The sequence below is a fragment of the Stenotrophomonas sp. FR010 genome (genome assembly GCF_047520755.2).
GTDB lineage: Bacteria > Pseudomonadota > Gammaproteobacteria > Xanthomonadales > Xanthomonadaceae > Stenotrophomonas > Stenotrophomonas sepilia.
On record NZ_JAXBQT020000011.1, the window covers coordinates 1 to 18510 of the forward strand.

16 protein-coding genes are annotated in these 18510 nt (G+C 67.1%); 8 read left to right on the forward strand and 8 right to left on the reverse strand.

Features of this window, described 5'->3' with window-relative positions:
• The first annotated feature begins 564 nt into the window (after positions 1 to 564).
• Positions 565 to 1824, forward strand: a complete 1260-nt coding sequence (gene fabV, locus ACM0PK_RS11425; protein WP_414607728.1) for an enoyl-ACP reductase FabV — start codon at positions 565 to 567, stop codon at positions 1822 to 1824.
• 114 nt (positions 1825 to 1938) lie between these two features.
• On the opposite strand, the gene ACM0PK_RS11430 is transcribed toward fabV, so the two are convergent.
• The 3 genes from ACM0PK_RS11430 to ACM0PK_RS11440 all read right to left on the reverse strand — a co-directional run bounded on the left by ACM0PK_RS11430 (position 1939) and on the right by ACM0PK_RS11440 (position 5829).
• Complete coding sequence (locus tag ACM0PK_RS11430) at positions 1939 to 4008, reverse strand: EAL domain-containing response regulator (RefSeq protein ID WP_005416205.1); 2070 nt, start codon at positions 4006 to 4008, stop codon at positions 1939 to 1941.
• A 91-nt stretch (positions 4009 to 4099) separates the two neighbouring features.
• Entirely contained in the window at positions 4100 to 5284 is a 1185-nt protein-coding gene (locus ACM0PK_RS11435) for a BaiN/RdsA family NAD(P)/FAD-dependent oxidoreductase (RefSeq protein ID WP_414607727.1), read from the reverse strand.
• Positions 5281 to 5829 carry a YaeQ family protein gene (locus ACM0PK_RS11440; protein ID WP_414607726.1) on the reverse strand — a complete coding sequence of 183 codons (549 nt, stop codon included), beginning with the start codon at positions 5827 to 5829 and terminating at the stop codon, positions 5281 to 5283. Before ACM0PK_RS11440 ends, ACM0PK_RS11435 begins: the two co-directional genes overlap by 4 nt.
• 124 nt (positions 5830 to 5953) lie before the next feature.
• On the opposite strand from ACM0PK_RS11440, the gene ACM0PK_RS11445 reads away from it, so the two are divergent.
• The gene (locus ACM0PK_RS11445; protein WP_188239058.1) at positions 5954 to 6823 is read left to right on the forward strand and encodes a pseudouridine synthase; all 870 of its coding nucleotides are present in this window, start codon (positions 5954 to 5956) and stop codon (positions 6821 to 6823) included.
• A 13-nt stretch (positions 6824 to 6836) separates the two neighbouring features.
• On the opposite strand, the gene ACM0PK_RS11450 is transcribed toward ACM0PK_RS11445, so the two are convergent.
• Complete coding sequence (locus ACM0PK_RS11450) at positions 6837 to 7277, reverse strand: YaiI/YqxD family protein (protein ID WP_414607725.1); 441 nt, start codon at positions 7275 to 7277, stop codon at positions 6837 to 6839.
• 351 nt (positions 7278 to 7628) lie between these two features.
• On the opposite strand from ACM0PK_RS11450, the gene ACM0PK_RS11455 reads away from it, so the two are divergent.
• The 4 genes from ACM0PK_RS11455 (at position 7629) to ACM0PK_RS11470 (ending at position 11431) form a co-directional block, all read left to right on the forward strand.
• Positions 7629 to 7838: a cold-shock protein gene (locus ACM0PK_RS11455; protein ID WP_005416210.1), complete on the forward strand. Its 210-nt coding sequence runs from the start codon at positions 7629 to 7631 to the stop codon at positions 7836 to 7838.
• 188 nt (positions 7839 to 8026) lie between these two features.
• Entirely contained in the window at positions 8027 to 8716 is a 690-nt protein-coding gene (locus tag ACM0PK_RS11460) for a glutathione S-transferase family protein (RefSeq protein WP_111200672.1), read from the forward strand.
• Positions 8717 to 8748: 32 nt separating this feature from the next.
• A complete protein-coding gene (locus tag ACM0PK_RS11465) occupies positions 8749 to 10314 on the forward strand; it encodes a protein adenylyltransferase SelO (RefSeq protein ID WP_414607724.1) in 1566 nt (521 codons plus the stop codon).
• Positions 10315 to 10894: 580 nt separating this feature from the next.
• Complete coding sequence (locus tag ACM0PK_RS11470; protein WP_111008405.1) at positions 10895 to 11431, forward strand: adenine phosphoribosyltransferase; 537 nt, start codon at positions 10895 to 10897, stop codon at positions 11429 to 11431.
• A 92-nt stretch (positions 11432 to 11523) separates the two neighbouring features.
• Here the strand turns inward: ACM0PK_RS11470 and dbpA are convergent, their stop codons facing one another.
• Both dbpA and ACM0PK_RS11480 read right to left on the reverse strand, forming a co-directional pair.
• Complete coding sequence (gene dbpA, locus ACM0PK_RS11475) at positions 11524 to 12900, reverse strand: ATP-dependent RNA helicase DbpA (RefSeq protein WP_072168284.1); 1377 nt, start codon at positions 12898 to 12900, stop codon at positions 11524 to 11526.
• Positions 12901 to 13053: 153 nt separating this feature from the next.
• The gene (locus tag ACM0PK_RS11480) at positions 13054 to 14133 is read right to left on the reverse strand and encodes a YeiH family protein (protein WP_111202064.1); all 1080 of its coding nucleotides are present in this window, start codon (positions 14131 to 14133) and stop codon (positions 13054 to 13056) included.
• A gap of 101 nt (positions 14134 to 14234) precedes the next feature.
• Between ACM0PK_RS11480 and ACM0PK_RS11485 the strand changes: the two genes are divergently transcribed.
• Together ACM0PK_RS11485 and ACM0PK_RS11490 are read left to right on the forward strand one after the other, a co-directional pair.
• Positions 14235 to 15110, forward strand: coding sequence for a LysR substrate-binding domain-containing protein (locus ACM0PK_RS11485; protein ID WP_111202063.1), 876 nt, complete (start codon positions 14235 to 14237; stop codon positions 15108 to 15110).
• Between the two features lie 410 nt (positions 15111 to 15520).
• Entirely contained in the window at positions 15521 to 17404 is a 1884-nt protein-coding gene (locus ACM0PK_RS11490) for an ATP-binding cassette domain-containing protein (protein WP_111200549.1), read from the forward strand.
• Between the two features lie 153 nt (positions 17405 to 17557).
• On the opposite strand, the gene ACM0PK_RS11495 is transcribed toward ACM0PK_RS11490, so the two are convergent.
• A complete protein-coding gene (locus ACM0PK_RS11495) occupies positions 17558 to 18019 on the reverse strand; it encodes a c-type cytochrome (RefSeq protein WP_005416218.1) in 462 nt (153 codons plus the stop codon).
• Between the two features lie 9 nt (positions 18020 to 18028).
• Positions 18029 to 18412, reverse strand: coding sequence for a c-type cytochrome (locus tag ACM0PK_RS11500; protein ID WP_061477913.1), 384 nt, complete (start codon positions 18410 to 18412; stop codon positions 18029 to 18031).
• Positions 18413 to 18510 lie beyond the last annotated feature (98 nt).

An 18510-nucleotide genomic window follows, 5' to 3' on the forward strand; every position in this document is an offset into this window, starting at 1 on the left:
GTCGGAGTGCGGGGACGCCGCAAGTACGTCCGTGTAGGCTTGGCAGCCGCATCCATGCGGCTGACACCCCGCACTCCGACACCGACCCACCTCTGACAGATCCCCACGGCTGTGGGTAGGTGTCGACCTGGGTCGACACATTTGTCAGATATCGAAACAATTCTGGGGTCAGATCCGTTTTCCTTCAGAAAACGGATCTGACCCCAAGAGCTGTTCCGACAGATCGCGGAAGACTGTCAAAGGCGGGGTGGGTCCGGTTGCGGGGGTGTCCGCGGCATGGATGCCGCGGCCAAGCCCCCATGGACGGGTTAACGGCGTCCCCCGCAACCGGACCCACCCCGGCATCCCTCAGTAGCCCGGCTTTTGACGTTGCTGTTGAGGTTGCCGGCCAGCGGCCGGCACTACCGCAGGTGCAGGGTGCAACCCTGCAAAAGAAACACCACCCTACGCCAGCGTCGGTTGTGCATTCGGCCCCCGCGCACTACGATCCTGCGGTTCGCGCGCGTGCGCGCCCGTACTCCTGCTGAGCGCCCCGTGCGCCGCATCTGCCAACCCGAGGTATCCATGGTCATCAAACCGCGCGTCCGCGGCTTCATCTGCGTCACCACCCACCCGACCGGCTGCGAGGCCGCGGTCAAGCAGCAGATCGACTACATCCGTGCGCGCCCGCCGATCCAGAACGGTCCCAAGCGTGTGCTGGTGATCGGCGCCTCCACCGGCTACGGCCTGGCTGCGCGCATCACCGCTGCCTTCGGCAGTGGTGCTGCCACCCTCGGCATCTTCTTCGAACGCCCGGGCAGCGAGACCAAGCCGGGTACCGCGGGCTGGTACAACTCGGCCGCGTTCCACAAGTACGCCGACGAAGCCGGCCTGTACGCCAAGAGCATCAATGGCGATGCCTTCTCCGATGAAGTGAAGGCGAAGACCATCGAAATGATCAAGGCCGATCTGGGCCAGGTCGACCAGGTTGTCTACAGCCTCGCCGCGCCGCGCCGCAGGCACCCGAAGACCGGCGAGATCATCAGCTCCACGCTGAAGCCGATCGGCGAGCCGATCACCCTGCGCGGGCTGGATACCGACAAGGAAGTGATCACCGAGACCACCCTGCAGCCGGCCACCCCGGAAGAAATCGCCGGCACCGTCGCGGTGATGGGCGGCGAGGACTGGCAGATGTGGATCGATGCGCTGGCCGATGCCGGCGTGCTGGCCAATGGTTGTACCACCACGGCCTTCACCTACGTGGGCGAAGAAATCACCCAGGCGATCTACTGGAATGGCTCGATCGGCGCGGCCAAGAAGGACCTGGACACCAAGGTGCTGGGCCTGCGCGAAAAGCTGGCGAAAATCGGCGGCGACGCGCGCGTGTCGGTGCTGAAGGCCGTGGTGACCCAGGCCAGCTCGGCCATTCCGACCATGCCGCTGTACCTGTCGCTGCTGTTCAAGGTGATGAAGGAAAAGGGCACTCACGAAGGCTGCATCGAGCAGCTCGACGTGCTGTACGACATCCTTTACGGCGGCAAGGCTGATGGCACGGCGGTTGATCGCCTGCGCCATGACCTGGTCGATGGCGGCGGCCACACCGTCGCGCTGGTCGATGAGGAAGGCCGCCTGCGTGCGGACTACAAGGAAATGGCCGCAGACGTGCAGGGCAAGGTGGTCGCGCTGTGGCCGCAGGTGACCAACGAGAACCTGTACGAAATCAGCGACCTGGCCGGTTACAAGGCCGACTTCCTGCGCCTGTTCGGTTTTGGCGTGGAGGGCGTCGACTACGAGGCCGACGTCAATCCGGACGTGAAGATCGAAAATCTCGTCGACATGACCTGATCAAGCAGAAGGCCGGCGAAAGCCGGCCTTCTCGTTTGTGTAGAGCCGAGCCATGCTCGGCTCCTCTTCGCTTGAGTCCCGCAGCCGAGCATGGCTCGGCTCTACAGAGAGGCGTTACCCGAACTCGAACCCCATCTCCGGCAACGCCGGGCCGACAAAGTCGCCCTGCACGTAATCCACGCCGGCACTGAACAGCAGCGTCATCGAGTTGGCATCGCTGACGAACTCGGCGATGGTGCGGATGCCCGCTTCCTGAGCACGCGCAGTGATCTGGCTGATGCGGTCGATGTTCTCGCGGGTGGCAGCCAGGTCGCTGGTGAAGCCCCGGTCCAGCTTGAGGAACTGCGGCTGGAAGTGGGCCAGCAGCTGGAACGAGTCCAGCCCGGAACCGAACTGCTCCAGGCCGATGCGGCAGCCCAGTGGCGCCACTTCGGCAAGGAATTGCTGTGCACTGCGCAGGTGGGTGAACACCTTCGCTTCCGGTGCATGCAGCCACAGCCGTTCGCCGGGCACGCCCTGTGCCTGCAGTTCGCGGTGCAGGGTGGCGATCATCTGTGGGTCATCGAACGATTCCGGCGTGACCTTCACCAGCACCTGGGTGGCATGACCCGCACGTGCGCGTTCACCCAGCACCGCGATCGCCTGCGAGACCACCCAGCGGTTGATGTCGGCCAGCAGGCCGTGTTCCTCGGCGATGCCCAGGAACGCGGTCGGGCTCAGCAGCTCGCCATTGTTTTCCAGGCGCAGATAGGCTTCGTACAGCTCCAGTGGTTCGCCCTGCAGGTTCAGCACCGGCTGGTAGTGAAGCTGGAAACCGTCGCCGGCCAGCGCCTCGCGGATGCGCGCCACCCAGCGCTGCACACGCTCTTCCTCGACACGGTCGGCGGCAGCCGGGTCGAAGATGCGGCAGGTGTTACCCAGCTCGGCTGCAGCCTGGGTGCATTCGCTGGCGCGCGCCAGCACCTGGCCGATGCTGGCGATCTTCTCACCGACCTGCACGCCACCGATGCTGACCGTCACCGTGGCCGAGCGTGCGCCGATGCTGAAGACGTGCGCGGCGTAGGCTTCTCGGATGCGCTCGGCCAGCGCCACGGTCTGTGCGTAGGGTCCGGCCTGCAGCACGGCGAAATTGTGTTCGCCGAAACGGGCCAGTTGCGCGTCCTCGCCAACCACTTCGGCCAGCAGGGCGGCGAGGGCGCCGATCAGGGTATCGGCCGAGGCCAGGCCGATATCCGGCAGCAGGCGCGCGTAGTGGTCCGGCTCGATCAGCAGCAGGCCGAACTGGCCCTCGCTGCGCCCGGCCTGGGCCACCGCACTTTCCAGCTGCAGCATGAAGGTCGGGCGATTGAGCAGGCCGGTGACCTGGTCGCGCTGGCGCAGGTCCTCGACCTCGCGTGCCAGCTCGGGGTCGAACTCCATGCGGCGGCGGAGCACCACCTGCAGGCAGGACTCGCCTTCGTAGGTGGCCGCCGCAAATTCCATCGTCGCCGGGAACGCACTGCCGTCCTGGTGGCGCGCGTCGAGCTGGTACTGCGGCGGCGGCGCCTCGCCACGGCTGAGGCCCTTCAGCAGCTGCTTGAAGCCCTCCACGTGTTGGGCAGCAACCATGTCCAGCAGCGAAATGCCTTCGATGTCGTCGAATTGCTCGTAGCCGAACATCTCCAGATAGGCGTCGTTGGCGCGGATGTGCATGCCTTCATGCACGTAGGCGATGGGGTCGCGCGAGGAGGCGATCAGCGCGTCGCAGCGGCGCTCGGTCTCGCGCATCTGCGCCTCGATGCGGCGCAGGCCGCGGCGTGCCTGCAGGTCGACCCACTGGTCGCGGACCACGGCGAGCAGGTGCTCGGGGCGCTGGCGCAGGGCGAGGGCACGGATGCCATGGCTGCTGGCCTGCACCAGTTCGTCCTCGTCGATGCGCTCGGCCAGCAGCACCAGCGGGATGTCCTTGCCGCTGGCGGCGATGTGCTGGGCTGCCAGCTGCAGCGGAATGCCCTGCGACGGCGAGGCCAGCACCAGGTCGATGGCCTGGCTGGTCAGCACCTGGGCCAGCTCGGCCGCATCCTGCGGGCGCCACGGGCGTACCGCGATGCCGCTGTTGCGCAGGGTGCTGACGATGGCTTCGGCATTCTCGCCGCTGTCATCGACGATCAGCAGGCGGATGGTGATGTCGTTCGCGTTCTGCATGCACTGCTCCCCAATCTGCGAATCTAGATACACGATGCGCGGCGAACCGTCCATGCGCGTACCCCTTGCGCGCATGGAACGGCGAAGTGGTTCACACCACGCCGCCCGCTGCGTGGCCGCTGGCCCAGGCCCATTGGAAGTTGTAGCCGCCCAGCCAGCCGGTCACGTCCAGCACCTCGCCAACGAAGTGCAGGCCGGGGACGCGCTTGGATTCCATCGTTGAGGATGACACTTCGGCGGTGTCCACGCCGCCCAGGGTGACCTCGGCGGTGCGGTAGCCTTCGGTGCCGCTGGCCACCAGCGGGAATGCGCCCAGCAGCTGCGCAGCCTGGCGCAGCACCGGCTCGTCCAGCTGGCGCACGGGGCGGTTGGGCAGCCAGTGCTCGCACAGCCGCTGTGCCAGCCGCTTCGGCAGTACCTCGCCCAGCACCGTGCGCAGCTCGGCGGCGGGGCGGTCGCGCTTCATCTGGCGCAGCCACTCGCCGGCATCCTGGCCCGGCAACAGGTCCAGCTCCAGCGCATCGCCGGGCCGCCAGAACGAAGAGATCTGCAGGATGGCCGGACCGCTCACGCCACGGTGGGTCAGCAGCATGAAGTTCTGGAAGCTCTTGCCGTTGCAGCGCGCTTCGATCGGTAGCGCCACGCCGCTGAGGTCGGCCAACCGTTCCTGGTGCTTGCCGCTGAGGGTCAGCGGCACCAGCCCGGCGCGGGTCGGCAGCACCTGGTGGCCGAACTGGCGGGCCACTTCATAGCCAAAGCCGCTGGCCCCCATGCTGGGAATCGACAGGCCGCCGGTGGCAACCACCAGCGAGGCGCAATGGAACAGCCCGTGCGTGGTGTGCACGCGGAAACCATCGCTGCCATGCTCGATGCGCTGCACGCTGCAGTCGGTACGGATCTGCACGCCGGCCGCGTGGCATTCGTCCACCAGCATCTTCACGATCTGCTTGGAGGAGACATCGCAGAACAGCTGCCCCAGTTCCTTTTCGTGATACGCGATGCCGTGCTTGTGCACCAGCTCGATGAAGTGCCAGGGCGTGTAGCGGGCCAGCGCCGACTTGCAGAAGTGCGGGTTGGCCGACAGGAAGTTGGCCGGGGTGGTGCCGGTGTTGGTGAAGTTGCAGCGGCCACCGCCGGACATCAGGATCTTCTTGCCGACCTTGTTGGCATGGTCGATCACCTGCACCTGGCGGCCGCGCTGGCCAGCCGTGATCGCGGTCATGAGCCCGGCTGCGCCGGCGCCGATGACCACCACGTCACAACGGATCGTGCTCATGCCTTGGCGCGCTTGCGCCAGGTCGGGATCACGTCGAGCTGCATCTGATCGTTGAGCAGCTGCACTTCACCGTCCTGGATCAGCACGCTCCAGCGCATCGCGCGCTGGATCTGCTGGCCCCACAGCTCTACGAAGGCACCGTCGAGATCGACCACCGAAAGAATGTCGAAGCGCGCCAGGCCCTTGCCCTGCTTGCCCCACCAGATCTCCGAGGCGTTGCCGCCATAGTTGACCACCTGCACCTGGCGGCTGCGGTTGCTGGCCTTGCGGATGCGCGATTCGTCCGGATGGCCCAGGTCGATCCACTGCAGGATGTCGCCGGTGTAGTCGTGTTCCCACAGGTCGGGTTCGTCATCGGTGCTCAGGCCGCGGCCGAACTCCAGGCGGTCGCCGGCGTTCAGCGCGAAGGCGAGCAGGCGCACCATCAGGCGCTCGTCGGTCTCGGACGGATGCTGGGCCAGGGTCAGGTTGTGGGTCGCGTAGTAGCCGCGATCCATGTCGCTGATCTGCAGTTCGGCCTTGCGGATGGTGGCGGTAAGAGCCATGGGGGGTCCGTGGACTAAAGACGACAATGATAGAGGTTTGCTCCGGGGGTGTCCGTGGCTGGGCTGTCTGCATGCCGTCAACGGTGGCACTCTTGAGGTCTTTCCTGTGGCCGGAGTGGACGCCATGAGCCTGCCCAGCCGGTTGCAGCTGCCGCCCGGCCCCTGGGCCACCCTGCTGGATGGCCTGTGTGCACGTTTCCCGCGCATCGCGCCCGCGCAATGGCAGGATCGCTTCGCGCGTGGCCGTGTGCTGGATGCGCAGGGCAGGGCGCTCACTGCGGACATGCCCTGGCAGGTCGGGCGGGAGATTCAGTACTTCCGCGAGGTGGCCGACGAACCGGTGATTCCCTTTGTCGAGACCATCGTCCATCTGGATGCGCACCTGCTGGTGGCCGACAAGCCGCATTTCCTGCCGGTGACACCTGCGGGTGGGCATGTGCGCGAGACGCTGCTGGCGCGGCTGGTCGCCCGCACCGGCAATGCCGATCTGGTACCGCTGCACCGGCTGGATCGGCTGACGGCCGGGCTGGTGATGTTCTCGACCCAGCGAGCGTCGCGCGATGCTTACCAGCGCCTGTTCCGTGATCGGCTCATCGAGAAGACCTATGAGGCCCTGGCACCGGCGCTGCCGGGGCTGGCGTTTCCGTTGCAGCGGGACAGCCGGTTGGTGCCGGGCGAGCCGTTCTTCCGCATGTCCGAAGTGCCCGGTGAGCCCAATGCGCGCAGCCGGATCGAGCTGATCGAGGCCGAAGGGCCGATCTGGCGCTACCGGCTGCTGCCGGAGACCGGCCGCAAGCATCAACTGCGCGTGCACATGGCCATGCTGGGGGCGCCGATCATGGGTGACGACCTGTACCCGCAGCTTCGGCAACGTCCGCCGAACGTCGCCGAGGCGCCGCTGCAGCTGCTGGCGCGGGCCCTGGCCTTCGACGACCCATTGAGCGGCGAACGACGGGCGTTCAGCAGCGGCCGCAGCCTGAGCCTTCCGGCTTAGCGCGGCCAGGCGCTCAGCGGGCCGGGCGTCGCGCCAGCCAGCGGTCCAGCTCGGCGGCGAACAGCTGCCGGTCGCGGGGCCCCAGGGGCGGCGGTCCGCCGGTCTGGACCCCGGCGCCGCGCAGTTCCTCCATGAAATTGCGCATCGACAGCCGCTCGGCCATGTTGTTCGGGGTGTACAGCTGGCCGCGCGGGTTCAGCGCCACGGCCTTTTTCTCCAGCACCAGCGCAGCCAGTGGGATGTCCTGGGTGACGACCAGGTCTCCGGCGGCGACCCGCTCGACGATGGCGCTGTCGGCCACGTCCAGGCCCTGCGGCACCTGGATCGAGCGCAGCCAGCGTGAGGGCGGGGTGCGGATCCACTGGTTGGCGACCAGGGTCAGTTCGATCCCCACCCGTTCAGCCGCACGAAACAGGATGTCGCGAATGACAGTCGGACAGGCGTCCGCGTCCACCCAGATGCGAGAGGGCGCGTATTCAGGGGGGGGGGGCAGCTTCAGTCATTTCCCCAGTGTAGGGTAGGAAAAACCTGAATGGGGGCTCGGGGTTAGCCGCGAACGGCTGCCAACCCTTGTCACGCCTAGCGGGTGACCTGTTCCCATGAACGTCGGGACTATCGCTTTTTGCGGAAAACACGCGTATCGTGCGACCCACTGTGTTTGCTAGGGTCACCGTGAATCGTGGCCTGGTGCAGTTGATCTCACGATCCGCTCATCGATCCGCTTTACCAACGCCTGCAACTCAGTCTCGGCCCCGATACCCGGTGGCTGCGATTTTTTTCAACATGTGTTTCAGGAGTTAGTAAAATGTCTGAACGTCAGACCGGCACCGTCAAGTGGTTCAACGACGCCAAGGGCTTCGGCTTCATCACCCCGGAAAGCGGCCCGGACCTGTTCGTGCACTTCCGCGCGATCCAGGGCACCGGCTTCAAGACCCTGCAGGAAGGCCAGAAGGTTACCTTCATCGCCGTCCAGGGTCAGAAGGGTATGCAGGCTGACCAGGTGCAGGCGGTCTAATCCGTCTGCTACCGTTGGGTAGCCAGAGAACGCCGGAAGCGAGAGCTTCCGGCGTTTTTTATTGCCCGCTGTTTTTTGTAGAGTCGAGCCACGCTCGACAGTTCTCAAAGACAGTGGAGCATGGCTCGGCTCTACAAAGGGCATGCAGCCGGCGCGGTAGGATGGAGACCTTCCCGAGGACCGTCCCCATGCGCATCGTTCATCACCTGGAAAACTCCCGTTCCCTGCGCGTGCTGTGGATGCTGGAGGAGCTGGGGCTGGACTACGAACTGCGCCGCTATCCGCGTGATCCGAAGACGCTGCTGGCGCCGCCGGAACTGCGCAACGTGCATCCGCTCGGCAAGTCACCGGTGCTGCAGGATGGCGAGCTGGTACTGGCCGAGTCCGGTGCGATCCTCGACTACCTCGCTGACCGTTACGACACGCAACGCCAGCTGTCGCCGTCACCGATGCCGGCTGACGGGGCCGAACGCATCGCTTACCGCTACTGGCTGCACTACGCCGAAGGCTCGGCGATGCCGCCGCTGCTGCTGACTCTGGTGATGGGCCGCATACGCAACGCGCCGATGCCGTTCTTTGCGCGCCCGATCGCACGCAGCATTGCCGACAAGGCCGAGCGCGGCTTCATCGGCCCGCAGCGGCGGCTGCATCTGGACTGGATGGAGCGCCGTCTGGCTGAAAGCCCGTGGTTTGCCGGTGAGCGCTTCAGTGCGGCCGACATCCAGATGAGCTTCCCGATCCAGGCCGCTGCCGCGCGTAGCGGCGGGCTCGACGACAAGCCGGCGCTGCGCGGCTTTCTCAAGCGTATTGGTGAACGCCCGGCCTACCAGCGTGCCGAGGCCCACGGCGGCCACCTGCAGGCGCTCAGCGGCAATTGAGGCGGGCGGCCGTCGCCCCCATCTTCAGCACCATGGATACCGACAGCCTCCGTTTCGACAACCGCCTGCTGCACACCCTGCCGGGCGACCCCGAATCCGGCCCGCGCAGGCGCGAAGTGCTGGGCGCGGCCTGGTCGCCGGTGATGCCGACCCCGGTGGTGGCGCCCACGCTGCTGGCGTGGTCGCCTGAGGTTGCCACGATGCTCGGCTTCGATGCTGCCGAGATCGAGAGCGAAGGCTTCGCCGATGTATTCGGCGGCAACGCGCTGTACGCCGGCATGCAGCCATGGGCCGCCAATTACGGTGGCCATCAGTTCGGCCATTGGGCCGGCCAGCTCGGCGACGGACGTGCGATCTCGCTGGGCGAGCTGGTGGCACCCGATGGCCGCCACTGGGAGCTGCAGCTGAAGGGGGCCGGGCCGACCCCGTACTCGCGCGGTGCCGATGGACGGGCAGTGCTGCGCTCGTCGATCCGCGAGTTCCTGTGCAGCGAAGCGATGCACCACCTGGGGGTGCCGACCACGCGCGCGTTGTCGCTGGTCGGTACCGGCGAGGAGGTGGTGCGCGACATGTTCTATGACGGCCACCCGCGTGCCGAGCCTGGCGCCATCGTGTGCCGGGTCTCGCCGTCGTTCCTGCGTTTCGGTTCCTTTGAGCTGCCGGCCTCGCGTGGCGAGACGGCCTTGCTGCAACAGCTGGTGGACACCTGCATCGCCCGTGATTTCCCCGGGCTGGAGGGGCAGGGCGAGGCACTGTATGGCGACTGGTTCGCGCAGATCGCGGTGCGCACCGCCGAGATGATCGCGCACTGGATGCGTGTCGGCTTCGTGCATGGTGTGATGAACACCGACAACCTGTCCGTGCTCGGTCTCACACTTGATTACGGCCCCTATGGCTGGGTCGAGGATTTCGATCCGGAGTGGACGCCGAACACCACCGACGCCCAGGGGCGCCGCTACCGCTTCGGCACCCAGCCGCAGGTGGCGTACTGGAACCTGAGCCGATTGGCGCAGGCGCTGTCGCCGCTGTTCGCCGATGTCGCACCGCTGCAGGCGGGCCTGGCGGCCTACCAGTCCACCTTCGTGGCCTGCACGCGTCGCGATGCTGCATCGAAGCTGGGGCTGGCTGCTGCCGACGATGACGACCTGCAGCTCTACCAGCGCTGGCAGCAGCTGATGCAGGAGGGCGCCATGGACATGACCCTGGCCTGGCGTGCACTGATGCGCATCGACCCGTCGGCAGCGGACGCTACGGTTCTGGACGCGGTGTACTACGACGGGGCGCGCAAGCATTCGGTGCAGGCGCCGTTGCAGCAATGGCTGCAGGACTACGCAGCGCGCCTGCGTAGCGATCCGCTGTCGGCCCGCGAACGCTTGGCGAAGATGGCAGCGGCCAACCCGCTGTACGTGCTGCGCAACTGGCTGGCCCAGGAGGCGATCGACCGCGCAGAGCAGGGTGACCTCGGCGGTGTGCATGCGCTGCAGGACGTGCTGCGCGACCCATACACCGAACGCCCGGGGCTTGAACACTTCGCCGGCAAGCGCCCGGCGTGGGCCGACAACCGCGCCGGCTGCTCGATGCTGTCCTGCAGTTCCTGAGGGTGGGTTTCGGCAGGGCTGCGCCCTGCACCTGCAGAGGCCAAGTCAACGGCCAGAGCTGGATCCCGTGGCTTGGCGGGGCGGTGTCGGAATGCGGGGGCGCTGCAAGTACGTCCCTGTAAGCTTGGCAGCCGCATCCATGCGGCTGACACCCCGCACTCCGACACCGCCCCACCTCCGACAGATTCCGGCGGCTGTTGGTAGGTGTCGACCTTGGTCGACACGGTAGATCCACGCCATGCGTGGATGCTTTTCGTTCAATTCTCGAAATATTCGATTTCGATTGAGATTCATCCACGCATGGCGTGGATCTACTACAGATCACAGGAAACTGTCGAAGGCGGGGTGGGTCCGGTGGCGGGAGTGTCCGCGGCATGGATGCCGCGGCCAAGCCCCCATGGACGGGTTTACGGCGTCTCCCGCCATCGGATCCACCCCGCCATCCCACAGGAAACCAGCTTCTGCCGTTGCCGTTGCTTGAAGCCTCCGCAGGTGCAGGGCGCAGCCCTGCCGACACCCCCAACAGGCAGCCGGCGCCCGGAACAGGTACCCTATGCCGCCATCAGATAGCCAATGTGACATGACCGACGCCCTCGTCGCTCCGCAGTGGGCCTCCCGCCTGCGCGACATCGCCGACTTCCCCAAGCCCGGTATCCTGTTCAAGGACATCATGCCGCTGCTCGCCCACGGCGAGGACTTCCGCGGCGCGATCACCGCGATGGCCGACCGTTGGCGCGACCAGAAGCTGGACGCGGTGGTCGGCATCGAATCGCGTGGTTTCATCCTCGGCGCCGCGATGGCACTGGAGCTGGGCGTGGGCTTCGTGCCGGTGCGCAAGCCGGGCAAGCTGCCGGGCCAGGTGCTGCGCGAGGAATACACGCTGGAGTACCGCAGCGACTGCATCGAAGTGCACGCCGACGCGTTGCCGTCCGGTGCCCGCGTCGCGATCATCGATGACGTGCTGGCCACCGGCGGCACGCTGGTCGCTGCGTTGTCGCTGGTTCGCCGCCTGGGTGTTGAAGTGGTCGGTGCAGGCGTGCTGGTCGAGCTCGACGGCCTGGGCGGCCGGGCCCGCTGGGAGGCGGGCTTGCCACTGCACACCGAACTGGTGTTCTGATCGAAGGGTGAATGCCAACCAGGGTTGGCATCTACCAGAGCGAAGGGCCGGGAGCCGGTCGTTGCCAACCGTGGTTGGCAACGCGGCTTCAATCACATCATCCGTACGCGGAAACGACGGCCCTTGATCTTGCCGGCTTCCAGCCTGGTGACGGCCTTGTTGGCCTGTTCACGCGCGATCGCCACATAGGAGCGGGTCGGGAAGATCGCGATCTTCCCGATGAACTTGCTCGACAGGCCGGCATCGCCGGTCAGTGCGCCGAGGATGTCGCCCGGGCGCAGCTTGTCGGTCTTGCCGCCGTCGATGCGCAGGGTGCGCATCGCCGCCTGCGGCAACTCGGCCGGGCGCGAGGTCGCCAGTGGCGTCTTCTGCCAATCCAGCGGTTGCCCCATCTGCGCTTCGATGGCTTCGGCGCGGGTCTTTTCGCGGCCAGCCACCAGGCTGATCGCCAGGCCGCTCGCACCGGCACGGCCGGTACGGCCCACGCGGTGCTGGTAGCTCTCCACGTCGGTCGGCAGCTCGTAATTGATCACCGCCGCCAGCTCTTCCACGTCCAGTCCGCGTGCAGCCACGTCGCTGGCAACCAGCACGTTGCAGCTGCGGTTGGCCAGCAAAAGCAGCACCTCCTCGCGGTCGCGCTGCTCCATGTCGCCGTGCAGGGCGAGTGCGGAGAAGCCGAACTGCTGCAGCGAGTTGGCCACTTCGTCCACATCCTTGCGGGTGTTGCAGAACACCACCGCCGATTCCGGCGCGTACTTCAGCAGCAGGCCGGCCAGCGCCTTCTGGCGATGCGCCGGTTCCACCTCGCAGAACAGGTGGCGGATGGCCGGTGCCTGGTCGGCGCCTTCCACGGTCACCTCCACCGCGTCGCGCAGCAGGTCACGCGCCATGGCGCGGATGCTGTCGGGGAAGGTGGCGGAGAACAGCAGGCTCTGGCGATCCCTGTGGGTGCGGCCGGCGATCTCGCGGATGGGCTCCTCAAAGCCCATGTCGAGCATGCGGTCGGCCTCGTCCAGCACCAGCGTGCGCACCGCGCCAAGATTCAGCGCGCGCTTGCGTGCCAGCTCCTGCACGCGGCCGGGCGTACCGACCACCACGTGCGGATCGTGGCCTTCCAGCGACGCCAGCTGCGGGCCCAGCGGCACGCCACCCACCAGCAGCAACAGCTTCAGGTTGGGAATGCCGGTGGCCAGCTTGCGGATCTGCTTGCCGACCTGGTCGGCCAGTTCGCGGGTCGGGCACAGGACCAGCGCCTGCACGCGGATCAGGCTGGGGTCGATGGCCTGCAGCAGGCCCAGGCCGAAGGCGGCGGTCTTGCCGCTGCCGGTCGGCGCCTGTGCGATCACATCGCGGCCATCCAGGATGGCCGGCAGGCTCTGCGCCTGCACGGGGGTGAGGGTGGTGTAGCCGAGGGCGTCCAGGCCGGGCTGCAGGGCCGGGCTCAGCGGCAGGGTCGAGAAATCAGTCATGGCGCATTGTACCTGCCTGCGCGGCGGGTCCCGCCTGGTGGGCCCGGGGGCGGATCCCTTTCCTCAGGAACGGGATCTGACCCCAACGGTGCCGTCATCCACGCATGGCGTGGATCTACGGGTGGGCGCCGACCCTGGTCGGTACGCTCCTGCTCAGCCCAGCACCGCCAACACACCCTGGTGGATCGCCAGGCCACCGAACAGCAGCCAGGCGAACAGGATCAGCGCCAGCAGCAGTGGCTTCAGGCCGGCCTGGCGCAGCGCCGAGACATGGGTGGTCAGGCCCAGCGCGGCCATCGCCATCGCCAGCAGCACAGTATCCAGCTGCACCAGCCCGGCCTGCAGGCCAGCCGGTAGCAGGTGCAGCGAGTTGAAACCGGCCACCGCCACGAAACCGAACGCGAACCACGGCACTACGATGCGCGCCTTGCTGCCGTCGGCGCTGGCCTTCCCGCCACGCGCCAGCCACAACGACAACATGACCAGGAACGGCGCCAGCAGCATCACCCGCACCATCTTGGTGATCACCGCGGTATCGGCGGCGGCCTCGCTGACCGTGCGGCCTGCGGCCACCACCTGCGCCACTTCGTGCACCGTCGCACCAGTGAACAGGCCGTACTGCCGTGCGTCCATCGCCAGCCAGCCGTGCGACTGCACCAGCGCATACAGGGCGGGGTACAGGAACATCGCCAGCGTGCCGAACACCACCACCGTCGACACCGCCACCGTGACCTGTGCCGCGCGGCCGCGCACCACCGGTTCGGCGGCCATCACCGCTGCCGCACCGCAGATCGCGCTGCCGGCGCCGATCAGCATTGCCGCCTCGCGTTCCATCTTGAACACACGTACGCCCAGCCAGCAGGCCAGGCCGAAGGTGCTGGCGACCACCAGCACGTCCATCAGCACGCCGCTGACGCCGACATGGCCGATGTCCTGGAAGGTCAGGCGCAGGCCGTACAGCACGATGCCGGCGCGCAGCAGCCAGTGCTTGGAGAAACCGACGCCGGCCGCGCTGCTCGGTGCCAGCCGCGGGTAGAGCGTGTTGCCCACCACGATGCCGCCCACGATGGCTACCGTCAGTGCACTCAGGCCACGCGCCTGCAACCAGGAAAGCTCGGCCAGGTACAGCGATACCGCCGCGATCAGGCCCACCAGCAGTAGACCAGGCAGGCGCGGCTGCCAGCGCTGGCGCAGGGCGGGCAGGGACCAGGGGGAGAGGGCGGGGGCGTTCATAGCAGGGCAGGGCTGTGGTGACGAGGCAAGCGTGCGCCTTCGTTCATGACCTGTAAAACGAATACTATTGGTAAAAGCTACCTATAAGATGGGTAATCTGCATGCGCCTGACCCTACGCCAGCTTCAGGTTTTCGTTGCCATCGCCGACCACGGCAGCACCACCGCCGCCGGCCAGGCCATCGCGCTCTCGCAGTCGGCCAGCAGCGCCGCCCTGCAGGAGCTGGAGGCGCACTTCGGCACCCCACTGTTCGACCGCATCGGCCGCCGCCTGGCCCTGAATGGTCATGGCCGCGCGCTGCTGGAGCCGGCGCGCACCCTACTGGTCAACGCCGCCGATCTGGAGCGGCAGCTGGCCGCCGGCGGCGACCCGTCGCAGGGCGCGCCGCTGCGATTGGTGCTGGCCGCCAGTACCACCATCGGCAACTACCTGCTGCCGCAGCGCATCGCTGAACTGCTGCGGCAGGCGCCGCAGGCCGAAGTCGACCTGCGCATCGACAATAGTGCTGGCGTAGTCGGCGCCGTGCAGCGCCTGGACGTCGACGCCGGCCTGATCGAAGGCCCGTGCCATGAGCGCGGTTTGCAGGTCACGGCCTGGCAGCAGGATCCGCTGGTGATCGTCGGCGCCGCCGACGTTCTCCCGCGCTGGTCGCTGGACGAACTGCGCCGCGCCCGCTGGCTGCTGCGCGAACCGGGCTCCGGCACCCGTGAAGCAGTGGAACAGGCCCTGCTGCCGCACCTGCGCGGCTTCGCCCAGACCCTGCAGCTGGGCAATACCGAAGCGATCAAGCAGGCTGCGATCGCCGGCCTCGGATTGGCCTGCCTTTCGCGTCACGCGCTGGAAGAGCCGCTGGCGCTGGGCCGCCTGCGCGTGCTCGAGACGCCGCTGCCCGCCCTTCAGCGCACCCTGTGGCTGGTGCGCCACCCGGGCAAGCAATGGCTGCCGGGGTTGCAGGCGTTGCTGGGGGAGGTGGAGTAGCAGGGATCGGTCTTGCACTGCACGAATTCCACGAAGGAGTCAGAGCCCGTTGCGCAGCAACGGGATCCGACCCCGACAGATCGACAGGCCTTGCAGCGCTCATCCACGCGTGGCCTGGATCTGCCGTGTCGACCAAGGTCGACACCCACCCGCGCAGAATGCCGTTCCGACAGATCGCGGGAAACTGTCAGAGGCGGGGCGGTGTGGGTCTGCAGGACCGTTGGCGCCATGGATGGCGCCATCGAGCCCCCAAGGAGGGGTTTACGGCGTGTCCTGCAGACCCGCACCGCCCCGGCATCCCACAGGAAACCAGCTTTTGACGTTGCCGTTGAGGTTGCCGGCCAGCGGCCGGCACTACCGCGGGTGCCGGGTGCAACCCGGCCGACGCCCCCAACCCGTACAATATCCGGATGCCTCTGATTACTCTGCAGAACGTCGACTTCAGCGTCGGCGGCCCGTTGTTGCTGGAAAAGGCCGAACTGTCGATCGAGCCGGGCGAACGCATCGCCCTGATCGGCCGCAACGGCGCCGGCAAATCCACCTTGCTCAAGCTGCTGTCCGGCGACCACAAGCCCGATGACGGCGAAGTCCGCGTGCAGCAGGGCGTGCGCGTCACCCGCCTGGAGCAGGAAGTGCCACATGGCGCCGCCGGCTCGGTGTTTGACGTCGTCGCCGATGGCCTCGGTGAACTGGGCCAGTGGCTGGCCGAATTCCACCATCTCAGCCATGCCGAGGTCTTCGATGGCGAAGCCCTGGGCAACGTGCAGGCCAAGATCGACGCCGCCAACGGCTGGGGCCTGGATCAGCGCGTCAGCGAAACCCTGACCAAGCTCGACCTGGACGGCGAGGCCGAGTTCGGCCGTCTGTCCGGCGGCATGAAGCGCCGCGTGCTGCTCGCCCGCGCGCTGGTGTCCAGCCCTGACGTGCTGTTGCTGGACGAACCGACCAACCACCTCGATATCGAAGCCATCGACTGGCTCGAAGCGTTCCTGAAGGGTTGGAGCGGCAGCGTGGTGTTCGTTACCCATGACCGCCGCTTCCTGCGTGCACTGGCCACCCGCATCGTCGAGATCGACCGCGGCCAGGTCACCAGCTGGCCGGGCGACTGGGCCAACTACGAGCGTCGCCGAGAGGAACGCCTCAACGCGCAAGCGCAGGAGAACGCGCGCTTCGACAAGCTGCTGGCGCAGGAAGAAATCTGGATCCGCCAAGGCATCAAGGCGCGCCGCACCCGCGATGAGGGCCGCGTGCGCCGCCTGAAGGCGATGCGCGTGGAGCGTTCGCAGCGCCGTGATCTCAGCGGCAACGTCAAGATGGAAGCCGCGCAGGGCATCAGCTCTGGCAAGAAGGTCATCGACGTCAAGGATGTTTCGTTCGCCTTCGGTGAGCGCACCATGGTCCGCGACTTCACCACCACCATCATGCGCGGCGACCGCATCGGCCTGATTGGCCCCAACGGCAGCGGCAAGACGACGCTGCTGAAGCTGCTGCTGGGCGAGCTGCAGCCGGCCAAGGGCGAAGTCAACGCCGGCACCAACCTGCAGATCGCCTATTTCGACCAGTACCGTGCGGTGCTGCGCGAAGACTGGAGCGCGATCGAGAACGTGGCCGAAGGCCGCGATTTCCTCGAGTTCAACGGCAAGCGCAAGCACGTGCATGCATACCTGCAGGACTTCATGTTCACCCCGGAACGCGCGCGTGCGCCGATCACCCGCCTGTCCGGTGGCGAGCGCAACCGCCTGCTGCTGGCCAAGCTGTTCGCGCAGCCGTCCAACCTGCTGGTGATGGACGAACCGACCAACGACCTGGACGTGGAAACTCTGGAGCTGCTGGAAGAGCTGCTGGGCGAGTACACCGGCACCCTGCTGCTGGTCAGCCATGACCGTGACTTCATCGACAACGTGGTGACCTCCACGCTGGTGATGGAAGGCGACGGCGTGATCGGCGAGTACGTCGGTGGCTACAGCGACTGGCAGCGTTATGCGGCCAGCGTGGCAGCGCCTGCCGCGACCCCCGCCGCCAAGCCGGCAGCCGCAGCACCTGCCGCGCCGGCTGCTGCCACCCCGGCTGCGCCCAAGCGCAAGCTGGCCTACAAGGAAGCGCGCGAGCTGGAGCAGCTGCCGAAGACCATCGAGAAGCTGGAAAGCGATGTCGAAGGGCTGACCTCGGCGATGAACGATCCGTCGTTCTACACCCGCAGCAGTGCTGAAGTGACCGCGCACACCCAGCAGCTGGCCAAGGTGCAGGCCGAGCTGGATGCCGCGTACGCGCGCTGGGAAGAGCTGGAAGGCTGAGCGTTGACCGGCGCCAGCGGTTGCGCCGGTTGATGTAGAGCCGAGCCCACGCTCGGCTCAGCAGATCCACGCCATGCGTGGATATCCGGAATCTGTGCGGACCAACGGTCCGCGCCTACCAACCGACGGTCCGCACCGACCGGGGGCCGGCCGTCATTTGACCCCGTGCAGATCCCGCAACTGGCTCGGCCGGCTACCGAAATACGCCGCCAGATCGGCGATGTCCTGATCACTCAGGTCCTTCGCCTGCGGCGTCATCAGCGCATGCTGGCGGTCGCCGGCGCGGTAGGCCTGCAGCGCATGCGCCAGATAGTCGCCGTACTGCCCACCCAGCTTCGGATAGGTCGGATCGATCGGCGCATTGCCGTCAGCCCCATGGCAGTCGATGCAGCTCTGGTTGGTGGCCTTGCCCTTCACCTTGGCGCGGGCTTCACCGGCGGCCTCGCGGCCTGCCGGCAGGCCGGCGGAGGACGAAGAACCGTGTTCGCCGCTGGCATGGCCCGGGTCGGCGGCGGATTTCTCGCTGTTTTCCACCTGCGACTGCGAACAGGCCGCCAGCAGCAGGGCAACGGACAGGGCGATGGCGTGACGCATCGGATGCGCGGCTTTCGACATGGGCGGGCCTTACTTGACGGTGGACAGGTAAACAGAGAGATCGGCGATCTCCTGTTCGCTGAAACTCATCGACTGTGCCTGCATCGTCGGATGCCGGCGCTTGCCCTGGCGGTACTCGGTCAGGGCCTGGGCCAGGTACTGCTGGGTCTGGCCGCCGATCTTCGGCACCCGGTAGCTGGGGTAGGCGTTCTTGTAGCCGGTGATGCCGTGGCACCCCTGGCAGGTGTAGGCCAGGACACGGCCATTGTCGAAGTTGCCGGTGGGCGTGGCAGGCGCCGGCGCGGCGGCAGGCGCCGGGGCGGGTGTGGCAGGAGCGGGAGCGGGCTGTGCGGCGGCCCCAAGGGGCAGGAGGACGGCCAGAGCGAGACAAGCGGCGAGCGGCTGCGGGCGCATGGTGTCGTTTCCGGGGATTCGGGTCTGGTCGTTCCGGCGTGGGGTACGGAACGACCCGAGTATAGCCTCAGGTTTCATCTAGCTGAAATGGGGGCGGG